This is a genomic window from Actinomyces sp. ZJ308 (assembly GCF_011752065.1).
Lineage (GTDB): Bacteria > Actinomycetota > Actinomycetes > Actinomycetales > Actinomycetaceae > Actinomyces.
Genome location: NZ_JAAIJY010000040.1, coordinates 1 through 21003, shown reverse-complemented (window position 1 = coordinate 21003; position 21003 = coordinate 1). Strand labels below are relative to the sequence as shown.

General features: G+C 67.5%; 19 protein-coding genes. 7 read left to right on the top strand and 12 right to left on the bottom strand.

The features are described 5' to 3' along the window. Window positions 1-68: 68 nt before the first annotated feature. The 8 genes from HCR68_RS12905 to HCR68_RS12870 all read right to left on the bottom strand — a co-directional run bounded on the left by HCR68_RS12905 (window position 69) and on the right by HCR68_RS12870 (window position 5853). Complete coding sequence (locus tag HCR68_RS12905) at window positions 69-374, bottom strand: transposase (RefSeq protein ID WP_167149493.1); 306 nt, start codon at window positions 372-374, stop codon at window positions 69-71. 70 nt (window positions 375-444) lie between these two features. After that, a complete protein-coding gene (locus HCR68_RS12900) occupies window positions 445-756 on the bottom strand; it encodes a type II toxin-antitoxin system Phd/YefM family antitoxin (protein WP_167150115.1) in 312 nt (103 codons plus the stop codon). Window positions 757-838: 82 nt separating this feature from the next. Beyond that, a complete protein-coding gene (locus HCR68_RS12895) occupies window positions 839-1888 on the bottom strand; it encodes a glycoside hydrolase family 16 protein (protein ID WP_167150113.1) in 1050 nt (349 codons plus the stop codon). Between the two features lie 95 nt (window positions 1889-1983). Next, window positions 1984-2370 (bottom strand): hypothetical protein, encoded by a 387-nt coding sequence (locus tag HCR68_RS12890; RefSeq protein WP_167150111.1) that lies wholly within the window; start codon window positions 2368-2370, stop codon window positions 1984-1986. 64 nt (window positions 2371-2434) lie between these two features. Then, window positions 2435-3196, bottom strand: coding sequence for an anaerobic ribonucleoside-triphosphate reductase activating protein (locus HCR68_RS12885; RefSeq protein WP_167150109.1), 762 nt, complete (start codon window positions 3194-3196; stop codon window positions 2435-2437). Further along, window positions 3189-3425, bottom strand: a complete 237-nt coding sequence (locus HCR68_RS12880) for a ribbon-helix-helix protein, CopG family (RefSeq protein WP_167150107.1) — start codon at window positions 3423-3425, stop codon at window positions 3189-3191. The genes HCR68_RS12885 and HCR68_RS12880 overlap by 8 nt, the downstream gene beginning before the upstream one ends. A gap of 127 nt (window positions 3426-3552) precedes the next feature. Then, the gene (locus HCR68_RS12875; protein WP_167150105.1) at window positions 3553-3822 is read right to left on the bottom strand and encodes a type II toxin-antitoxin system RelE/ParE family toxin; all 270 of its coding nucleotides are present in this window, start codon (window positions 3820-3822) and stop codon (window positions 3553-3555) included. Window positions 3823-3852: 30 nt separating this feature from the next. Continuing rightward, complete coding sequence (locus HCR68_RS12870) at window positions 3853-5853, bottom strand: ribonucleoside triphosphate reductase (protein ID WP_167150103.1); 2001 nt, start codon at window positions 5851-5853, stop codon at window positions 3853-3855. A 507-nt stretch (window positions 5854-6360) separates the two neighbouring features. On the opposite strand from HCR68_RS12870, the gene HCR68_RS12865 reads away from it, so the two are divergent. Further along, on the top strand, window positions 6361-6600 hold the full coding sequence (locus HCR68_RS12865; protein WP_167150102.1) for a plasmid stabilization protein: 240 nt from the start codon (window positions 6361-6363) through the stop codon (window positions 6598-6600). Then, window positions 6597-7016, top strand: coding sequence for a type II toxin-antitoxin system VapC family toxin (locus HCR68_RS12860; protein WP_167150100.1), 420 nt, complete (start codon window positions 6597-6599; stop codon window positions 7014-7016). Before HCR68_RS12865 ends, HCR68_RS12860 begins: the two co-directional genes overlap by 4 nt. A gap of 40 nt (window positions 7017-7056) precedes the next feature. On the opposite strand, the gene HCR68_RS12855 is transcribed toward HCR68_RS12860, so the two are convergent. Continuing rightward, complete coding sequence (locus tag HCR68_RS12855) at window positions 7057-7551, bottom strand: DUF4411 family protein (RefSeq protein ID WP_243859122.1); 495 nt, start codon at window positions 7549-7551, stop codon at window positions 7057-7059. Further along, window positions 7548-8708 carry an ImmA/IrrE family metallo-endopeptidase gene (locus tag HCR68_RS12850; protein WP_243859121.1) on the bottom strand — a complete coding sequence of 387 codons (1161 nt, stop codon included), beginning with the start codon at window positions 8706-8708 and terminating at the stop codon, window positions 7548-7550. Before HCR68_RS12850 ends, HCR68_RS12855 begins: the two co-directional genes overlap by 4 nt. 828 nt (window positions 8709-9536) lie before the next feature. Between HCR68_RS12850 and HCR68_RS12845 the strand changes: the two genes are divergently transcribed. The 3 genes from HCR68_RS12845 (at window position 9537) to HCR68_RS12835 (ending at window position 15062) form a co-directional block, all read left to right on the top strand. Further along, the gene (locus tag HCR68_RS12845) at window positions 9537-11129 is read left to right on the top strand and encodes a serine hydrolase domain-containing protein (RefSeq protein ID WP_167150096.1); all 1593 of its coding nucleotides are present in this window, start codon (window positions 9537-9539) and stop codon (window positions 11127-11129) included. Window positions 11130-11455: 326 nt separating this feature from the next. After that, entirely contained in the window at window positions 11456-13225 is a 1770-nt protein-coding gene (locus HCR68_RS12840) for an alpha/beta hydrolase (RefSeq protein ID WP_167150094.1), read from the top strand. Window positions 13226-13292: 67 nt separating this feature from the next. Continuing rightward, window positions 13293-15062 (top strand): M20/M25/M40 family metallo-hydrolase, encoded by a 1770-nt coding sequence (locus HCR68_RS12835; protein WP_167150092.1) that lies wholly within the window; start codon window positions 13293-13295, stop codon window positions 15060-15062. A 132-nt stretch (window positions 15063-15194) separates the two neighbouring features. Here the strand turns inward: HCR68_RS12835 and HCR68_RS12830 are convergent, their stop codons facing one another. Both HCR68_RS12830 and HCR68_RS12825 read right to left on the bottom strand, forming a co-directional pair. After that, window positions 15195-15860, bottom strand: a complete 666-nt coding sequence (locus tag HCR68_RS12830; RefSeq protein ID WP_167150090.1) for a response regulator transcription factor — start codon at window positions 15858-15860, stop codon at window positions 15195-15197. Between the two features lie 35 nt (window positions 15861-15895). After that, entirely contained in the window at window positions 15896-17161 is a 1266-nt protein-coding gene (locus HCR68_RS12825; protein WP_167150088.1) for a histidine kinase, read from the bottom strand. Window positions 17162-17630: 469 nt separating this feature from the next. Between HCR68_RS12825 and HCR68_RS12820 the strand changes: the two genes are divergently transcribed. Beyond that, entirely contained in the window at window positions 17631-20399 is a 2769-nt protein-coding gene (locus HCR68_RS12820) for a DEAD/DEAH box helicase (protein WP_167150086.1), read from the top strand. A 249-nt stretch (window positions 20400-20648) separates the two neighbouring features. Further along, a partial coding sequence (locus HCR68_RS12815; protein WP_167150084.1) for an ABC transporter transmembrane domain-containing protein occupies window positions 20649-21003 on the top strand: 355 nt, incomplete at its 3' end.

Below are 21003 nucleotides of genomic sequence, written 5' to 3'. Positions count from 1 at the left end.
AAGCCATCATCCGCACAACGACTTCGAGGGGCCACAACCCTCATCATCTACGCAACACCATCCAGAAGCTACAGAACTACACCCACAGCTCCCTTCCGTTCAGGACACACGAAGGCCGCCGCTTTTTTCAGGAACTCGTTCTCCTGACGCAGCTCCCTGTTTTCCGCTCTCAGCTTCGCGATCTCGGCTGACTCGGAGGCCTTTTTGCGGTCCTGATCGGTAGCATGATCTTTTCTGTACTTTGCGACCCAGTTACCCACCGTCTGGGCCACAAGATCATACGAGGCCGCCACCGAGGCGATCGTGCGGTCCTTCTCAATGACCTCACGCACGACCTGGGCCTTGAACTCCTCTGAGTATTTCGCTGCTGGCATGGTCTCCATCCTATCGACTCACGGGAAGAAAAACTCCCCCTGTCCGAGAAACACCACGCACTCCAGTAGATCACCTGTCCTCCTGGCGCTCACCAAGAAGGACGTCCTCAAGGTCAAGATCCTCCGGAACCTCCCACCCACTGGCGGGCAGGACCCACTCACGTCTGGCCGGGCTGACCTTGCCTTCCCGGACCATGCGTTGGTACCACGACTCGTCGTCACGAATGGGAACGATCTGGGCGATCGGGCGCCCATGGTCGGTGACCGTCACAGGCACGCCGCTGGACTCGACCTCGCGGTAGACCCGCCCGGCCTGCTGGTTGACCTCACGTAGCCCAACAGTCCTCGCACCCGCAGAAACGAGGGTACCGGCTGCACTCATGACATCATGCCTACGCCGAAAGTTCTACATGTACTACTCTTGAGCGAAGCTCCTTCAGACGGCGAGAAATCACGCCACCCCCTCAGCTCTTGACGTAGTGGGCGACGTAGTCGATCTGGATGTCGGAGACGGCCGGGGTGAGCGGACCGGGGACGCCGCCGTCGACGGTCTCGTACTGCTTCGCGGAGCCGTTGGGATCCATCGCCCCGCTCTGGACGCCGAACCACATCCGCTTGCTGGTGATGTCCTCCCCGACCTCCTCCCTGGTGATCCGGTTCCACTCCTGACCATCGAAGGTGAAGATGATTGTGTCCTGCTCCACGATGACGCCGTAGGTGTGCCAGCCGCTCATGTCCGGGTTGTCAAACGACCGCTGCAACTGCCGGTGCTTACTCGGGTCGGGCTCACCCCAGTGGTACGTGCCGTCCACCCGGGGACCGTTGACCCTCCCCTCGGCGAAGTCGACCTCCGGAGGCCACACCTCATCCTCCGGCCACAGCAGCATCGCGTACCCGATCCCCTTGGCCTGGGGGAACTTGGCGCGCACCTCCCAACGGCCGCCAGATGCCGCGAAAGCGTCCGCGCTCGAGGCACCGCCCGCGCTCCACTGCCCGTCCTGGTACTCGGTACGGATGATGAGCTCGCCATCCCGGGTGAAGGAGTCCCTTTGCAACCTCATGCCCATGGCTCCCTGGTCGATGGGTGTGTCGCCATAGCGACCCCAGCGCGTGTCCTCGAAGGAGCCGTCGAAGCCCTCGAAGTAGTCGATGTTCCAGCCGTTGATCTCGGCCTCGGAGCGCCCCTGACCGGATCCCCCGGAGGGCTGCGAGGGCGTCGTCGAACCGGCGTCGGACGGAGCGCTGGAGGCCGACGGCCCGGTCGACGGGCCGGCGATGGGCGGCTGCTCCGCGCTTGATGAGGAGGCCGCCGGTGCTGAGGCCTCGCCTCCCGACGTCGTCGACGCAGTAGCGCCGACGGAGCCGCTCGGGGAGGTCTGCTCGACGCCGGGGCCGGTCGAGGACGCGGCCGCTCCGGGAGCCCCGCCCTGGGGCTGGATCGGCAGGCAGGCGGTGGCCGTTGCAACGGCGAGTCCCGCGGTCATGAGGAGCTGGACTGCTCGAGTGGACTTCACGGACGTCTCCTTCCAACGCGTGAGCCACCCTAACCAGTTAGTTGTGAGGTGAACAACTCCTGGGAGCCCTTCGACTACTGGGCTCGGCGCCCGCTCTACGGCCGGAAGATCGAGCTGTCCTCGCTGACGTAGGCGACCGCGAGCCGCTGCGTCCAGGCCATCTGGCCGACGATCTTGACCAGGGCGTTCGCGTCCGACCAGCTGACGCTGACGTAGATGAAGTCGGTGCCGATGGTGTAGTCGGCGACCGGCAGCCCCTCGGCCTCGCGGGCGTCGAGCTCCTCCTCCGCCAGCGCGTAGGGGCCGTTGATCGGAGGGAAACTGCGGATGAGGTCGCGGTAGAAGGACCTGATCGCCGGGGTGGAGCGTTCGGTGGTGTCGTAGTCGTGCGGCTCCTCCCACCGGGAGACCCGCCTCCACCACTGGGGGAAGTCCTTGTCCGTCGTGGCGTCCGGCTCGAAGATCAGGATGTCGTAGCTCATACCCCGAGGCTAGGAGCGGCCCCGAGCCCTCAACCATGGACACCGCTCCCCAGGAAGGCCCGCCCTACGCCGGGCGGTAGGTGAAGCGGTCCCAGCCCAGGGCCTCGATCCGCGCGGCCATGCGCTCGCAGGCCGAGTCCCAGCCGGGCGCCACGACGTCGAACTCGCCGGTCGTCCCCTCCGAGCGAGCCTGCTGGAGGGCGTAGACCCGCGCCCCGGCCGCGTGCACCCGCCGGGCGACCTCGACGGCGTCGTCGGCCGTCACGTCTCCGGGCACCACGGTGGTGCGCACCTCGAAGTCCGGCCCGCCATGGCCGGCCGCCTCGATGAGCACCTCCAGGCTCTCCCAGGCCTTCGTGGCCGCGTTCGCCCGGCCGACCACCTGCCCGTAGTGCTCGGGCAGGGCCTTGACGTCCAGCCCCACCCAGCTGACGAGCCCGGCATCGATCATGTCGCGCAGTCGCCGCGGGTAGGCCCCGGCCGTGTGCAGCCCCACCTGGAAGCCCATGTCGATGACCTCTCGGGCGGCGTCGGCCAGGGCGTCCTGGCGCAGCGCCTCACCGCCGGTGAGCACGACGCCGTCGAGCAGCCCCCGCCGGCGGCGCAGCAGGGCGCGCACCTCCTCCCATGCCACCTGGCCGGGCGTGCGGGCGGGGATGAGGGCCTGGTTGTGGCAGTAGAAGCAGTTCCAGGGGCAGCCCTGCATGAAGACGGTGGCGACCAGGTGGTCGGGCCAGTCGACCGTGCTCATCGGGACGAGCCCGGCGATCACCAGAGCATCAGCAGGGCCGGTCGACCGGACTCTCGCTGCCTCAGTCTCAGGCATCGAGACCGAGGGCCGCCGCGACCTCGTCGAGGCGGCGAGTCTTGATCTCACCACGCCGCGCCGCCTCCGCTTCCGCCTTCAGCTCATACGCATATTCCAAGTCATCGATGTAGGACTCGACAGCCTCACGCACATAGAACGTTGCCGAACGACCGGTCCGGTTCCCCAAGTCATCGAGCCGGCTCTTGAGCTCCTCTGGAAGCCGTACGCTCAGAACTGCTGTAGACATGTTTACAGCATAGGCGCCAACCAGCCACACCACAACCCCAACGCATATGGCACGGATTCCAGGAACGCCCCTCTACACGGAGGCGCCGGAGCACCTCACGGCCGACTTGCAAGCAAGCCCGGAAATATCACCGGACGTAGACAGTGGAGCGATGGTCGATATCGATAGCGAGGATCACGCAACGCTCATCCTGAATGTCGATAATCACTCGGTAGTCCCCGACCCGGAGCCGGAACATCCCCGCGAGCGGTCCCGTCATCGGCTTCAGGAAGTCCCGTGGATCGTCAGCCCCCTGGACCTCCCGCAACTTGCCGACCACCCGCTCCCGGATCTTGCGATCGAGCTGGCGCAGCGCCTTCTCGGCGCGAGGAGTGAAGTCAACGTTCCAGCCTGCCACCTATCCCCTCCTTCTGCTCAGTTGGGGGTCTCAGGCGCTGACCGCGCTCAGGCGCGAGACGGCCGGGCCGTGGCCGCCGGCGGCGACCTCGGTGAACATCTGCCGCTCGGCGTACTCGCCCTTCTTGCCGATGTTGAACGAGCGCACCGGCCGGAAGTAGCCCATGACGCGGGTCCACACCTCGCACTCGACCGGCTCGGCGCCCGGGTGGAGCTCGGCGCACTTGGAGCAGGTCAGGTGCTCGCCGGCCAGGTAGCCGTGAACGGGGCAGATGGAGAAGGTCGGCGTGATGGTGATGTAGGGCGTGCGGAAGGCGGTCAGGGAGCGGCGCACGAGCTCCTTGCAGGCGGCGGCCGAGGAGATCCGCTCGTTCATGTACAGGTGCAGGACGGTGCCGCCGGTGTACTTGGTCTGGAGCTCCTCCTGCATCTCCTGGGCCTCGAAGGGGTCGTCAGTGTAGCCCACGGGGACCTGGGAGGAGTTCGTGTAGTAGGGGTTGGCGTCCGTACCGGCCTGGAGGATGCCGGGGTAGCGCTTGCGGTCCTCCTTGGCGAAGCGGTAGGTGGTGCCCTCGGCCGGGGTGGCCTCGAGGTTGTAGAGGTGGCCGGTGGCCTCCTGGAACTCGACCATCCTGTCCCGCACGTGGTCCAGGAGGCGCACGCACATGGCGTGGCCGCGCGGGTCGGTCAGGTCGTAGGCGTCGTGGGTGAAGTTGCGGACCATCTCGTTCATGCCGTTGACGCCCAGGGTGGAGAAGTGGTTGTCCAGGGTGCCCAGGTAGCGCTTGGTGAAGGGGAACAGGCCGGCGTCGATGTGGTGCTGGATGACGGTGCGCTTGAGCTCCAGGGTGTCGCGGCCGATCTCGAGCAGCTCGTCGAGCCGGGCGGTCAGGGCGGCCTCGTCGTCGGCGTGGAGGTAGCCGAGCCGGGCCATGTTGATGGTGACCACGCCGACGGACCCGGTCTGCTCGGCCGAGCCGAACAGGCCGTTGCCGCGCTTGAGCAGCTCGCGCAGGTCGAGCTGGAGGCGGCAGCACATGGAGCGGATCATGCCGGGGTCGAGCTCGGAGTTGATGAAGTTCTGGAAGTAGGGCAGGCCGTACTTCGCGGTCATGGTGAACAGGAGCTCGGTGTTGGGGGCGTCCCAGTCGAAGTCCCGGGTGATGTTGTAGGTGGGGATGGGGAAGGTGAAGACGCGCCCCTCGGCGTCGCCCTCGGTCATGACCTCCATGAAGGCGCGGTTGATGAGGTCCATCTCCGCCTGGAGGTCGCCGTAGGCGAAGTCGCAGACGTCGTCGCCGATGAGGGGGTGCTCGTCGGCGAGGTCCGCGGGGCAGGTCCAGTCGAAGGTGAGGTTGGTGAAGGGCGTCTGGGTGCCCCAGCGGGAGGGCACGTTGAGGTTGAAGATGAGCTCCTGCATGCACTGCTTGACCTGCTCGTAGGTCATGCCGTCCAGGCGGATGAAGGGGGCCATGTAGGTGTCGAAGGAGGAGAAGGCCTGGGCGCCGGCCCACTCGTTCTGGAGGGTGCCCAGGAAGTTGACGATCTGCCCGACGGCGGAGGAGAAGTGCTTGGCGGGGCCGGCGGCGATGGCGCCGGGGACGCCGTTGAAGCCCTGCTGAAGGAGGTCCTTGAGCGACCAGCCGGCGCAGTAGCCGGCGAACATGTCCAGGTCGTGGATGTGGAGGTCCGCCTCGCGGTGGGCCTGGCCGGCGACGGCCGGGTAGACCTGGCTGAGCCAGTAGTTGGCGACGACCTTGCCGGAGGTGTTGAGCATCATCCCGCCCAGCGAGTATCCCTGGTTGGCGTTGGCGTTGACGCGCCAGTCGGAGCGGTCCAGGTACTCGGTGATGGTGGCGACGGCGTCCACGGTGGGGCGCTCGCCGCGGGAGACGGCGGAGTCGGCCGACGCCGGGGCGTCCGTCACGGCACTGCCGGGGACGCCGGCGAGGGCGTCGGCAGAGGTGTCGACGGCGGGCTGCGTCGAGCCGTCGGCGCCGGGGGTGGTGGAGGCAAGGTTCTTCTCGAGCACGGGTCTCTCCGTAGGTCCTTCTCGTTCCTGTTCACGGCCTTGTCGAGCGTCGATGAGGGCCGCTCCTGCTGGGTGCCGTCAGTGACTCAGCACTGGCTCCGCACTGCCTGCCGGAAGCCAGCCGGTCGGTGGCACCGGTGCCGACCATACTCCCAAATCACAGCGGTGCGACACATCATCTTGTGCCTCTATTGTATCTGAACCACAACATCTTGCGATAGAGGCGAGGACTTTCGTCCTGATAGGAAGAGGCTTCCCGCGCGATCCCGCGGAAACGCGAGAGCACGAAGGTCGGACCAGCAGACCTCCACATGAGGCCCAGATCACTCTCGCCCGGCGTGTTGACCGAGATGCGGAGCGCAGCTCTCCGCGAGAGCCGGGAAGCCGCCCCGAACGACCAGCGGAACCAAACCAAACGCAGACCGCGTCAGGCCGCGTCAGGCCACGACGGACGCTTCTTCCGCGGAGTGATATCATCATCGACAAGTTGATATCAAAGGAGAGTTGATGTCCAGCGTGGTTATCCGCAACCTTCCAGAGGCGACGCATCGAGCGCTCAAGGCCCAAGCCCGGCTGCACGGGCGCAGCACCGAGGCTGAGATCCGCCAGATCCTTGGTGACGCGGTCTCCGAGGACTCCGGGCCGCGCCTGGGCTCGCTGCTCACATCAATCAGAGACGAGGCTGGAGGCGTGGACCTCGCTCCCGCACGTGACCACTCCCCTTACGAGCCAATCGATCTGTCATGATCATTCTCGACACGAACGTCATTTCTGAGCCACTGCGCCCCAGCCCTGACGCCGCTGTGGCGCAGTGGCTCGATAAGCAGCACCCCGACACGTTGTTCATCACGACCCTTACGGTGGCGGAGCTTCGAGCAGGAATTGCCGTCCTGACACCGGGACGGCGCCAAACCGTTCTCAACGAGCGCATCGAAGGCACCGTACTGCCCGCCTTTGCGGACAGAATCCTGCCCTTCGACTCACCGGCAGCGCGCTCATGGGCGCTCATTCAGACAAGGGCGAGAGCCGAGGGACGACCTCTTCCGGTCATGGACTCCCTCATCGCCGCGATCGCACACTCACGGGGCTACGCCCTGGCAACACGCAACGTCAAAGACTTCACCGGGGCGGACATCGAGATTCTCAATCCTTGGAAGACGTGAAGGAAACAAAGCGAGAAACCAATATCGTCACAGAATTCAATTACAAGAATCGCAAACCGAGCTGGCGATAGACCTCGAACGGCTCAACATAATCGACCCCCATAGCGTCACATGCATCCGGGATGAGCACACGCTTTCTTGAGTTGGGTGCAGGCAACTCGAAAGTTACCACAGAAGCATTGGCGCTGTGTGCTTGCGCCACAAGATAGTAGTCAGCCACGTTCAGGAATTCAGCTCGAGCAGAATCCCAATACGGTCGGTTCGGGTGCATCACCCAGTCGGCGAGCCAAGTCATCGAATTCACTGCGTTTCCCCCTGGCCGCAGCCAGAAACTGTCCGGCAAATCCGATGACCACTTCTTGAGGTACCCATACCTGCCGTCATCGATCTCAGCTTTAACGCGAGCTACCGACGCGATACGCCCCATTCGATTCTGATCAGCCAGCCATGTCCAGAAAGTAGGAGCTATATCTGGATGGTAATATAATCGAGAGGCGTTTATGAAGACGTTCGAGTCCAACAGAAACAACATCATCCAGCCTCTCGGAGGCGGTCAGCGTATCGATCAAACACCGACACACTCTTAAATGACATCAGACGCAGCGCCTCGGTCATAGACGTAGCACCGCGAAGGGCATCCCGAACGATCGCCCGACTCAGTGTTCGCCCTACCCGAAACGACTGATTCCCATAGAAGTCCCCACCCTTGCCACGCGGCACCTTCTCCGCAAGCCCCAACAACCGCTCGACTTCATCTTCATAGGTCTTCTGAAAGACCTTACGATCCAGAATCATCAAGTCGCGCAGCTTGATCAGAATCACGAGAGTGGAGCACTTATAACGTTCGGACAAGCGATCGAGTTCTTGCGTCAGGGCAGCCGTGACGTTGAACTGGATGCGGAGATCATCGGCCGGCACCGCAACCTCAGCAGCCACCGCATTACACCATCGCTCAACATGATTTCCACTATCTTGCAGCACCGCCCCACCCGCGCTGACACCAAATTCACCACGCCATACGTGTGCGAACTCATGAAGAAGAGAGAATACTTGCCCTCGCTTAGTGTCGCGCGCATTAACAAAGACGAGCGGGGCAACAGGGGACTGCAGAGTAAACCCGCGAAACTCGTCGAGGTCTAACATGCGGTGACTATTGTTCTCGACCATAGAGTTAATAACCACCAAACCACCAAGCCCCTCAAAGGAATTGATGAGATGATTTCTAACCTCATCGAGAGTTCTCATATGTTGACGAGATTCGACCTCATACCCCAAAGACTGACGTATACCTGCGGCAGCATTCTCTACAGAAGCATGTCGAGCAGAACCAACGAACGTCAACGGTTCAGCATCACCGAGCTCGGCAAGATAGTCTTCATACCATTTCTGGCGACGTTGATTGAGATAGATCGTCTCGAGAAGGTCATCCGTTGGCGCCCCAGTCTCACCCCGGCCCGTCCGAAAATCGGGGATCGGTAGCTCCTCTCGAGGAGGCTCAGACAAAAACAGATAACCAACAGGGACGTGGGTGAACTGGGCAACAGCCTCGACCTCAGCTAACCTCGGTTGCCGTTCCTCCGACAGCCACTGATCCCAGTTTGCAAACTTAGATCGCATGTCGTCGTCCGCGCGACCGCTGCGACGCTGCGCCCATTCGAGGACGGGAGGTCTCACAGCAACGGTGACGGCCATGGTATCCCCTCTCATCCGCTGACTTGTCACCATGGTAAGTCTCTTCGTCAAGCCGCCAAGGAGAGGTGCCGGACTCTCCACACCCAGTTCCCGGCAACGCCACAGCCTCGTTCAAGGCGTTGGCGAAGGCTGAGGCCACCCTGGCGGAGGCAATGACCTACCGAACCGTGCGACACCGCCGGGGCCGACCGACGACCTCAAGGCTTCCGCTGCCAACGAGAGCGCGAGGATCGCGCCATGCGATACAAGACGAGCCCATCATCGGCCACCAAGCGGGAACCCACCTTTCATAGGCAACCTCAACCTGCTATTGCCCCAGATCCCGCACCAGTACCGTGAGGCGAGGTGCGATCGGCATCATCGCAGCATCGAACAGAACCGCAACAGGACTCTTGTCGGGCCTCGCACACGCAGACATCGCTATACTCACGACCCGCGGTCAGGCCTGGGAGACAAGCTGCACCAAGATCTGCCTCAACTCGGTTTGACATGGTTGGACGCAGACAACCTCATCGAGATGGCGGCCGAGTGGATCGCTGCGGGCGAGGATCTGCTCGCCCTGCGCTGCGTCCCTTGCATCGAGCTTGCATGACGAGGCCTGAGCCACGCCTCCACTGCAGACCACTCTCGATCCGCAGCTGTGGGAACGTGACGTATCCGGCGCGCCAAGCCAAGCAGAACAGCTGACCGCCGATCCCGCACACTCTCACCTCGCAGATCGGCATGCTGATCGGACGGAGCGCCGACATTCTTTTGTCGGGCTGGCCCGACATGGGTCGACCGGCTGGCTGGATCGTTCCGGCGAGGGCGTCGGGACAGCCTGGTTCCATGAGCACCTCAACCTCTCCCGTCCCCCGTTCCGACCCGCCGTTACCGCAGGTCAGGCCCGCTTCTCCCAGCCGGCCGAGTGGCCTGCTCCCCCGTTGGGCCTGCGCGGTCCTGGCGGCCTGTCTGGCCCTGGTGGTCTTCGCCGCAGGGCCGCACACGCCGAAGGCGGACACCTCCGCCATCACCGGCGACAAGGACCTGGCCAAGCAGGTCATCGGCCTCCTGCCTGACGACTACCAGGCCCAAGGCATTCACGTCTCCGTCATCACGGCCGACTCCGTCCGCCACACCGGCATCGGCACGGCCGCCTCCGGCCAGCAGTACACGTCCACCACCCCCATGGAGATCGGTTCGATCACCAAGACCTTCACCGGCCAGCTCCTGGCCGACGCCATCGCACGCGGCGAGGTCAAGGCCAGCGACCCGCTGTCCACCCACCTGCCCGAGCTCGCCGGCACCCCGGCCGGCGAGGCCACCCTGGAGGAGGTCGCCTCGCACCGCTCCGGCATCCCGAGCATCCCCACACAGGATGAGAGCATGTGGATGCTGCAAGGCAACATCCTGGGTCTCAATCCCTTCACCGACAGCATCGACCGGCTCATCGACAAGGCCCGAACCACCGAGATGAGCGCACGAGGCGAGTTCGCCTACTCCAACTTGGGCATCTCGCTGCTGGGCGAGGCCCTCACCCGCGCCGCCGGTGCCGAGTCCTGGAAGTCCTACATCACGGAGCGGCTCTTCACGCCCCTGGGCATGGAGCACACGACCCTCACCGCCGGTCAGTCGGACATCCCCGACGGCGCCATTCACGGTGTCCAGGCCAACGGGCGCCGCGGCCAGTCCCTCAGCGGATCAGGCACCAACCCAGCCGGCGCCGGCGTGTGGAGTACCCCGGAGGACATGACCCGCTACGCCCAGGCGGTCCTGGCCGACACCGTCCCCGGCGGCACCAGCCCCCAGGAGCCGCGGTGGCCCGCCGAGGTCATGGCCGGAATCAAGCTGCCGGGAGAAAAGGTCGGGTACACCTGGTACACCGACGTCGTCGACGGGCACACGATCATCAACCACGGCGGCACCACGATGGAGTACATGACGCACCTGGCCATCGACAAGGGGTCGGGCAAAGCCGTCATGGTCTACACCGACCAGAACACGGACGGGACCGCCTCCGCCCTCGCCGCGGCGCTCCTGACCGACGGTCAGAAGGCCTCGACGGCGCGCATGCCGATCTCGGCCGAGATGCTGCCCCAGGGCATGCTCCTCGGAGCCTTCAGCATCCTGGCCCTGGTCATGGGCCTGTACACCGCCGCCCGTGCCGCGAGTGCACCCAGCCGTATGGCGGTGGCCTGCCGCGCGGCCTCGATCATCGCCTGCCTCATGGCGGCCGCCGCCAGCGGGCCGTGGGTGTACCTGCCCACCTGGATCCTGGGGGTGGCGGCGCTGCCCGGCATGTACGGCATCGTCCGGGGCATCACGCTGTGGCCGGAGCTGCCCACCCTGCCCAGGCGCCGGGCATGGCTCGGCTGGATGCAGGTGGGGCTGACTCTCGCCTTCGTCGCCGCCTGCCTGGCCGTCGCCTGGCCCAAGGCCTGAGCCGGCCCGCCTGGCGCCGCGTTCGTACCCTGCAGCGCACCTTCGCGGGTCCTTACCCAACGACCCTGAGCCGGAAGGTACAAACGCGGCGACCACCTGGGGGAGGACAACGTCGTCCGTCTCCTCCGACAGACCAGCCGAATCCGCCCCGACGGCCGACGAAACCGGCACCACCCCACCTTTAGCGTCGCAGAGGTCCGGGCGCGGGAGCCAAACCCGGACAGAGCCCCATTCACAGGCACGAACCAGACAGGAGGCGCCCCCGACAGCTGCCGTCAGCACGCAGAAACCGAAGGCAACCCCGACACCATAAGGAGCACAAACCCATGAGACCGACACCCCTCACCGCACGGAGGACGGGCGCCGCCCTGGCGGTACTGACACTGTCAGCGGCACTGGCCGCATGCCAGCCACTGGCCTCAACGGCTCCCGGCGCAGCGGCACCCACGTCTGCGCCCACCCCCTCCGGCCAGACCGACCCCCAGGCCGGAGGCTCCTCCACTGGCGATTCCACTAGCAATTCAGCCGGTTCCTCCCAGAGCGACGTTCCCCAGGGTCTGGAGAATCTCTACAACCAGGGCATCGACTGGCAGGACTGCTCGGACGGCACCTCGCCCTTCCAGTGCGGGACCGTCACCGTCCCTCTGGACTATGACAACCCCGGCGGCCGGACCATCACGATCGCCTTGAAGAAGCTTCCCGCCTCCGACGGTGATGCCGAGAACGGCTCCCTGTTCATCAATCCGGGCGGCCCCGGCGCCAGCGGTATCCTGACACTGGAGACCCTGGCCACTGCCCTGCCCAAGGAGCTCCGGGCCAGCTACGACGTCGTCGGCTTTGATCCGCGCGGCATAGGACAGTCCACCCCGATCACCTGCTGGACCGACGACGAGATCAACCAGGCGCTCACCGACGCCCAGAACGGCAAGCTCTCAGACCTCGCGTCTATCGACACGGCCTCCTCCACATACGTCTCAGCACAGGAGAAAATCAACCTGGGCGCGGCCGATGCCGCCGCCTGCACTCAACACTCGGAGGTTCCCGAGCTGCTCGACCATGTCGGCACCCGCAATGTCGCCCGCGACCTGGACGTCCTGCGCGCCACAAACGGCAACACGAAACTGAACTACCTGGGCACCTCCTACGGAACCTACATCGGAGCCATCTACGCCGACCTCTTCCCAGGCCGCGTCGGACGCACCGTCCTGGACGGGGCCATGGACCCGTCGCGGCACTGGGCCGACGGGGTGGCCGAGATGACGGCATTCAAGGAAGGCGTTCTGCGCCAGTACGTCGAGCACTGCCAGGCTCAAGGCAGCTGTCCTCTGAGTGGCTCCACGGACGAGGCGATCGCCCAGCTGACGGCCTTCGTGGACGGCCTGGACCAGGATCCCCTCACCGCCCCGGGCTCCAATGTCACCGTCAACGCGCAGGAGGCCACCACCATCGTCCGGGACTACGCCATTGAGAAACCGGACTGGGAGGAACTGACCGCCATGCTCACCCCGGCGATGAGCAACCACGATGGCGCCCTCATGGTGAAGGCTAAGCAGAGCGCGCTCGCGCCCCAGCTGCCGACGACCGCTGAGCAGGCCGTCAGCAGGGCCAACAATCTGTTCATGGCAGCCGCTGTCATCTGCAACGACTACCCGGATACGGCCGAGACCGTCGCCAACTGGGACGCGCAGTCGGCCGCCGAGAAGAAGGCCTCCCCCTTCTTCGGCGGTACCTCGAATGGCCTGGAGGCCTACTGCCGCGGCTGGGGACACCGGGCACAGACCCCGCCCCGGGAGACCCACGCCGAGGGCTCGAACCCGATCCTCATCGTCGGGCTCACCAAGGACTCCCGGACCCTCTACCCCTGGGCCCAGAGCCTCACCGACCAGCTGGACAACGGCCACCTGCTCACCGTCGAGGGTCCCGGTCACATCACTTTTGGCAGGAACGCCTGCGCCACCGCGGCCATGACCGACTTCCTCGTCAACGGGACCGTCCCAGCAGAGGGCGCCACCTGCGCGGCCGAGCCACAACCGGCCGGCGGCGACAACGGCAATGGACCCGGCGGCGGGCAGCCCGCGTCATCGCCGCAGGGCTGATCGCTGAACAGTACTGTCCTCCACCTTCCACATGTCCCAATCAGCACCGACCTTCCAGGAAATTACCATGACCCATCACCGTTTCTCCGTACCCGATCTCGCCAGGAGGCTCCTGGCTCCGCTCGCCGCCCTGCTGGGGCTGGTGGCGGGCCTGAGCGTCTTCATCCTGCCCTCACCCGCACCGACCACCGCCGACCCCACCGCGTTCTCCGCCGAGCGCGCCATGGCCTCGATCAACCGCCTGGCCGATGAGCCCCACGGTGTTCTGCGCCGCGAGGCGCACGACCGGGCGCGCGACGACGTCATCGGCATGTTCGCCGACCTCGGCTACACCGCCGACGTGCACTCCGACCCGCTGTTCGATCTCAGCGTCCCGGAGGACAAGGAGTCCTTCGAAAGCCTTTCCGCCGAGCAGCAGGCGGTGGTCAAGGACACGCCGGCCGAGACGATCGTCGTCGATATCCCGGGGAAGTCCGAGCGCACTATGGCGCTCATGGCCCACTACGACTCGGCCACGGTCGAGGCGGACGAAAACGGCGAGCAGCGCATCACCGCCGGGGACTCCCACGGGGCCGCCGACGACGGTTACGGCGTAGCCGCCATCGTCGAGACGCTCCGGGCGCTCAAGGCCGAGGGACGCCAACCGGAGAACTCGCTGAAGATCGTCATCACCGACGGCGAGGAGATCGGCTTCTTCGGCGCCCGCAACGAGATGCGCCACCACCGCGCCGACTATGAGAACGTCGATCTCATCCTCAACCTCGAGGCGCGCGGTATGAGCGGGCCAGCATTCATGTTCGAGACCTCCCCGAACAACAGCGCCGTCGCCGGCTACTTCCTGAACCACGTCAAGCAGCCCGTGACCAGCTCGCTCTTCCCCTCGCTGTATGCGCGCATGCCCAACGCCACCGACATGACGGTCGTCATCCCCGAGGGCTTCACGGTGCTTAACATCGCGGCGATCGGGGAGGCCGAGCACTACCACCACTCCACGGACGCTCCGCAGTACGTCAACCACTCGACCCTCCAGCACTATGGCGACCAGGTCCTCGACCTCACCCGCGCCTGGGCCTTCGACGGCCAGGCCCCCACGCTGACGGCCGACGGCGACCTCCACTTCTTCCAGCTGTGGCGGGGCATGACGGTGCGATACCCGGCGGCGGTCGGGACGGGGCTGGGGTGCCTGGCCGTCGTCGGTGCGCTCGGCTTCGTTGCGCTGCGAGCCAGGTCTCTGCGCTGGAAGCGGGTCCTGGGGAGCGTGTGGGGTCTGACCTGGCGGGCCGTGTTCGCTTCCGCCGCTGCGGGGCTGCTTCAGCTCGGCGCGATGGCGGCGGGGTGGGCGCCGGTAAGCGGGCTCGGCCCGAACCCGCTGCTGGTGTGGATGTTCTCCGTCGGGGCCCTGGTCGGAGCGGGGTTGACGGTGCGCTTCGTGATGAGGCGCTGGAAGGAGGGACTCGGGCAGGAGACCACCGCCGCGGTGCTGCTCCTGCTGGCGGCCGCCTGCGTACCGCTCATGGTGCTGGTGCCCGGCACCGCCTACATCCTGGTTCTCGCCACGCTGGCCCTGGCACTGACCGCGCTGGTGCCGGGACGGGTGCGGCCGGTTGTCGGGGCCCTGGCGGCCTTCATCATCGTGGCGATCTTCGCACCGATGGTCCTGCTCATTCACGAGATGCTCAGCCTCACCGCGGTGTGGGTGACCGTGTTCTTCGCGATCGTGCCGGTGGCGCCGCTGACGCTCGTGCTCCTGCAGGCTGCGAGCCGGCGCCGGGCCGCGTTGCGCGGCGCAGCAGGTGCCGACAGCGGTTCCGCTGCTCCCGCTGCCGCGACAGCGTAGGCGGATAGACAGTCGCGAGCGCGACGCGCCTCGGGGCCTTGGGGCCACTCCCGGTGAGTGGACCCGAGGCCCCGACCTGCTGGGCCCGGGAGTGAGCAGCGTGAGTCAGTACCGTCGAGTCAGCGCCGCCGATCAGCGAGCGGCGTCGTCGACCGTGCACTCGGCCACGGCAACGGCCAGCTGGACCCGGTTGGTGACGCCGAACTTGTCCAGCAGAGCTGAGACGTGGGTCTTGACGGTGCTGGCGCCGACGGCGAGCTCCGCGGCGATCTCGCTGTTGCCCAGACCCTGCGCCACGAGCAGGGCGACCTGGCGCTCCCGGTCGGTGACGCTGTCGGGGAAGGTGCGCCGCTGCGGGGTGGCCTCGACGGCCGCCTCGACGAGCCGGTCCAGGACGGAGCCGGAGAAGGCCCGCTGGCCGTCGGCGGCGGCGTGCACGGAGCGGAAGATGACCTCCGGGGCACTGTCCTTGAGAAGGAATCCGGTCGCGCCGGCGCGCAGGGCCGCGGCGACCATCGCGTCGGTGTCGAAGGCGGTCAGCACGAGGACCCTGGTGTCGGGACAGTCGGCAGTGATCTGCGCGGTGGCCCAGACGCCGTCAGTGCCGGGCATGTGGAGGTCCATGAGGACGACGTCGGGGCGCAGGCTGCGCGCCGCGTCGTAGCCGCTGCGCCCGTCCGCGCCCTCACCGAGCACCGTGACGCCGGGGTCGCTCTCGAGGATGAGGCGCAGGGCGGCGCGCACGAGGGCGTCATCGTCAACGATGACAACGCGTACACGACGCTGCGGTGAGTCCATGCCGATTCCTTTTCTTCTTCAACTACCCGGGATGCCTACTGTAGATCGGAACGGGCCGGGACGGCGGCCATGACGACGAACTGCCCTGCGCGCTGCGAGACGTGCAGCTCGCCTCCGAGGAGCCGCAGCCGCTCGCGCAGGCCCTCCAGGCCGAGGCCGCCTCCGGGCGCCGTCGGCCTGGGAGTGGACGGGCAGCTGTTGACGCACCGCACGACGAGGGTGGCCGCACCGGGAGCCTCGGCGGCCACACCGGCAGCGGGGCTCCCGGCACCTTCGGCGCCGCCGGAGACCTCGACCTCGCAGTCGAGGCTCACGACGCCGCCGGCCCCGTGGCGGCGGGCGTTGGTGAGCAGCTCCTCGACGGTGCGCAGGACCGCGTGCCGGCTGCGGGCGCCTGCGACGTCGAAGGCCTTGGCCCAGGGCCCGGCCAGGTGCAGGTCGATCTCCTGGCCCGCCTCCCGCTCCCAGGCCAGGACATCCTCGACGTCGGACCAGGTGGCGCTGGCGCCGTCGGCGGAACCGTCGTCGTGCAGGACGGCGAGGATCTGGCGCAGCTCTCGCCCGGCGTCGGCCGCCAGGGCGTGGATGCTGCCGGCGATCCTGCGGACGGCTCCCTCCTCCAGGTCGGTGCGGGTCTGGAGCGCGCCGGCGTGGAGGGAGACCAGGGAGAGGCGGTGGGCGAGCGAGTCGTGCATCTCGCGGGAGATGCGGGCGCGCTCCTCGGCGCGGCTCTGGGCGATGCGCGCCTCCTGCGTGGTGCGGATGAGACGGGCCTCGCGGGAGGCCGAGCGCAGCAGCTCCTCACGGGCCTGCAGGTTGGCGCCGAGCATGACGCAGACGACGAACATCGGGGCGTTGATGAAGATGCCCTGAACCACCGTCCACAGACCTTCGAACTCCGGTATCAGGATCGGAGACATGGTCATCCCCACGATCATCGAGACCAGGACCACCGGTATCGCTCGCACGCCCTTGCGCATACCGAGAACCGTGGCCGCGACGTAGGTGGCGATTTGCATCCACGCGGGGATGCTCCCCAGAAAGACGATGAGGACGGGCAGCAGTGGATGTGGTCGTCTGAGGACCGGGATCAGGAGAAGAAGGCAGACCACGGAGATGAGCACGTGTCCGCCGTACAACGCCTGCCAGCTGGACATCACCACCCCGGCGCGACCTTCGACCCTGAGGTAGGAAGGAAGAGAGGCGAGCGTCTGCGCCACGGCGATCGAGGCGGTACCGCCCCACACGAGGAGCTGCACCCTGCGGGCGTGCGCGCCCGGGGCGATGGGGCCGTCGGTCATGGGCCGAACCCTACTGAGGGCGCTCCGCCGCCCGCCTCCCCCGGCTGGGGGAGGCCAGGAGGGCCGACCTGGGTCATGAGAACGCGAGAAGGTGGCATCCCGCGCCTCCGGTGTCACTATTGGAGACTTTTAGGTGCAGCATCGCACGTTCGTTGCCGCTCACTCGCACATACACGCAGGTCAGGGCCATGCTGGCGTGGATGCGCCGGCCTGCAGCCGCCCGAAAAGTCGCCATTCGTGACACCGAGGGCTCAGGGCGCAGCCCCGGCGCGGGCATCTCGCGGAAGGTCAACCGCGCGCGTTCGTAGGGTAGGTCGCGCGGTCGTACCCTCTACCCCTCGAACGCGAGACACAGGGTACGACCGCGACGTTGGGAGGTGGCAGGGCGGGCGGCGCGGGCAATGGGGCGCAGGCTCAGGGTCGGGGCGAGACCGACACCGGTGGCGCACGGTGGTGCACACTGTCCCCCATGGCAGACGGGACCAGACGCGACCTCACCGGGCTCCTGGAGTCCATCGGCGGGCGCGACGGCCGGCTCGTCCACCTCCAGCGCACCCCGGCCCACCCCGGCCACCACGGCGACTGGCCCAGCTGGGCGGATGCCGACCTCGTGTCGGCCTACCGCCGCATCGGCGTCGAACGCCCCTGGACGCACCAGGTCACCGCCGCTCAGTCCGCCCACGCCGGCCGCCACACGGTCCTGGCCACCGGCACCGGCTCGGGCAAGTCCCTGGCCGCCTGGCTGCCGGCGCTCTCCGACGTCCTTGCCGCCCAGGCCCCCGGCGCCGACACGCGGATCTCCACCCACGGCCGCCGCCCCACCGCCCTCTACCTCTCCCCCACCAAGGCGCTCGCCGCCGACCAGGCCGCCGCCCTCGACCGGCTCGTCGGCGAGCTCGAGGCCCTCCAGCGCGAGGCCGGCGTACCCGCCGGCTCCCTGCGCACGGTGCGCGCCGGCACCTGCGACGGGGACACACCCCTGCCCGAGCGCGACTGGGTGCGCGCCCATGCCGACGTCGTGCTGACCAACCCCGACTTCCTCCACTTCTCGCTGCTTCCGGGCCACGAGCGCTGGACCCGCTTCCTGCGGGGACTGCGCTACATCGTCATCGACGAGTGCCACGCCTACCGCGGGATCCTGGGGGCGCACGTCGCCCTCGTGCTGCGCCGCCTCCTGCGGCTCGTGGCGCGCCTGCGCCCGCGCGGCCCGCAGCCGGTCATCCTGTGCGCCTCGGCCACCACGGCCGAACCCGCCCTCACCACGGCCCGCCTCATCGGGGCCGAGCCCGACGACGTCGTGGCCGTCACCGACGACGGCGCCCCCACCGGTGAGCGCACCCTGGCCCTGTGGCAGCCGGCCCTGCGCGACCCCTGGGCGCTGCCGGCGCCCGACCTCGAACCATCCCAGGCCGATCACGCCGGCGCCGCGTCGGCCCCGCAGCGCGCGACGGGCTCAGGGGTCCTACCGCAGGACCGAGGACAGGCCGGAGCCTCCGGCGCCGAGAACCGGGCTCAGGCGGCGGACGCCGTCATTCGGCCAGGCGAGGCCGAGCCGGACTCGGCGGACCCGGGTGAGGACCCCTCGGCGCGGCGCAGCGCCGTCGTCGAGGCCGCCGAGCTGCTCGTGGACCTGCTCAGCGTGGGCGCTCGGGCGCTGGTATTCGTGCGCTCGCGCCGCTCGGCGGAGGTCGTGGCCGAGCGGGCCCGCCACACCCTGGGGCTCTCGCTGCCCGAGCTCATCGACACGGTCTCGGCCTACCGCGGCGGCTACCTGCCCGAGGAGCGCCGCGCCCTGGAGGCCGACCTGCGCTCGGGGCGGCTGCGCGCCCTGGCCACCACCAACGCCCTGGAGCTGGGCATCGACGTCACCGGCCTGGACGCGGTCCTCATCGCCGGCTGGCCGGGCACCCGCGTCTCGCTCGGGCAGCAGGCGGGCCGCGCCGGGCGCGCCGGCAGCCGCGGGCTCGCCGTCCTCATCGCCTCCGACAACCCGCTGGACGCCTACCTGGTGCACCACCCCGAGGCGGTGTTCGCCGCCCCCGAGGCCACGGTCTTCGACCCGGCCAACCCCTACGTGCTCGCACCACACCTGTGCGCCGCCGCCTCCGAGGCGCCGCTGAAACCCTCGGACCTGGCGCTGTTCGGCCTGCCCGACGACACCCTGCTGCGAGAGCTGGAGAGCCGGGGCGCGCTACGACGTCGGCCCACGGGCTGGTTCTGGAACGTCAACCTGCCCGGGCGACCCCAGGACCTGACCTCCCTGCGCGGCGACGGGCCGCCCGAGGTGGCGGTGGTGGAGGCCGACACCGGCGTCGTCATCGGCACGGTCGACGGCGCGGCCGCCGACTCCACCGTCCACGAGGGCGCCGTCTACGTCCACCAGGGGCGCGTCTACGTCGTCGAGGAGCTGTCCGACGACGTCGCGCTCGTGCGGCAGAAGGCGGCGGTCGGATACCGCACGCGGGCCCGGTCGCGCTCGAGCGTGCGCATCATCGCCGAGCGCGAGCAGCAGGTCTGGGGCGCGTCGGGGCAGCCCGGGGCTCGGGATGATGGCGACCTTGAGCCGTCACCGGACACCGGTGATGCGCTCGGAGCCTCCGACGCCGAATCGGACACCGGATCTGGCCCGGCCGGTGACGGACCGATCTCACCGAGTCCCACCGGCGGGCGGGAGACCCCGGTCACGCCGGCGATCACCTGGTCCTTCGGATCGGTGGAGGTCACCAGCCAGGTGACCGGCTACCAGAGGATGACGCTGCCCGGCGGGGAGGTCGTCTCGCAGCACGCCCTGGAGATGGACGAGCACGTGCTGCCCACGGCCGCCGTGTGGTGGACGATCCCGCCGGAGACCTGCGAGGCGGCGGGCCTGGAGGTCGCCGCCCTGCCCGGCGCCCTGCACGCGGCCGAGCATGCGAGCATCGGGATGCTGCCGCTGCTGGCGACCTGCGACCGCTGGGACATCGGCGGGCTCTCGACGGCACTGCACCCGCAGACCGGTGCGCCTACCGTGTTCGTCCACGACGGGCACGCCGGCGGGGCGGGCTTCGCCGAGCGCGGCTACCGGGCGGGACGCGAGTGGCTGGTGGCCACGCTCGCCGTCATCGAGGGCTGCGGGTGCGCCGGCGGCTGCCCCTCCTGCGTGCAGTCACCCAAGTGCGGTAACAACAACGAGCCCCTGGACAAGGCCGGGGCCGCCGTCCTGCTGCGGCTCCTGCTCGATGTGGCGCCCCAGGAGTGACGAGACGATTCCGGCAGCAGATCCGCCGCAAACTGTCCGGAATGGACGACTTTGACGCTCCCCTCAGCCCAGTATCCAAAAGTAACTAAGCTCTGACCTGCCATTTTGCGAATCGCGCTTTGCGGGAGCGGCGGCAAAGTCGTCCGAAACGGTCAGCCCGGCCTCCCAGGAACACCCACCAGCGCCCCACTTATCACTTCGGCGCCGCTCGCTGGCCCTCACGCTGCGTGAGGCTGTTATGTTCCCAACATGCTCGTTCGACTACTGCGCAAGCACCTGCGCCCGTATGTGGGTTTGTTGGTGTGTGTTCTGGTGCTTCAGTTTGTTCAGGTGATGGCCTCCCTATACCTTCCCACCCTCAACGCCGACATCATCGACAAGGGTGTGGCCACCGGGGACACCGGCTACATCTGGCGCACGGGCGCGTTCATGCTGGCGGTGAGCATCGGCCAGGGCCTGTGCACAGTAGTTGCCACCTATCTGGCGGCGCGGGCGGCGATGAGCATGGGCCGTGACCTGCGCGGGGAGGTCTTCGGGCGGGTCAGTGGTTTCTGTGAGCGGGAGATCACTGAGTTCGGGGCGGGCTCGCTCATCACCCGCAACA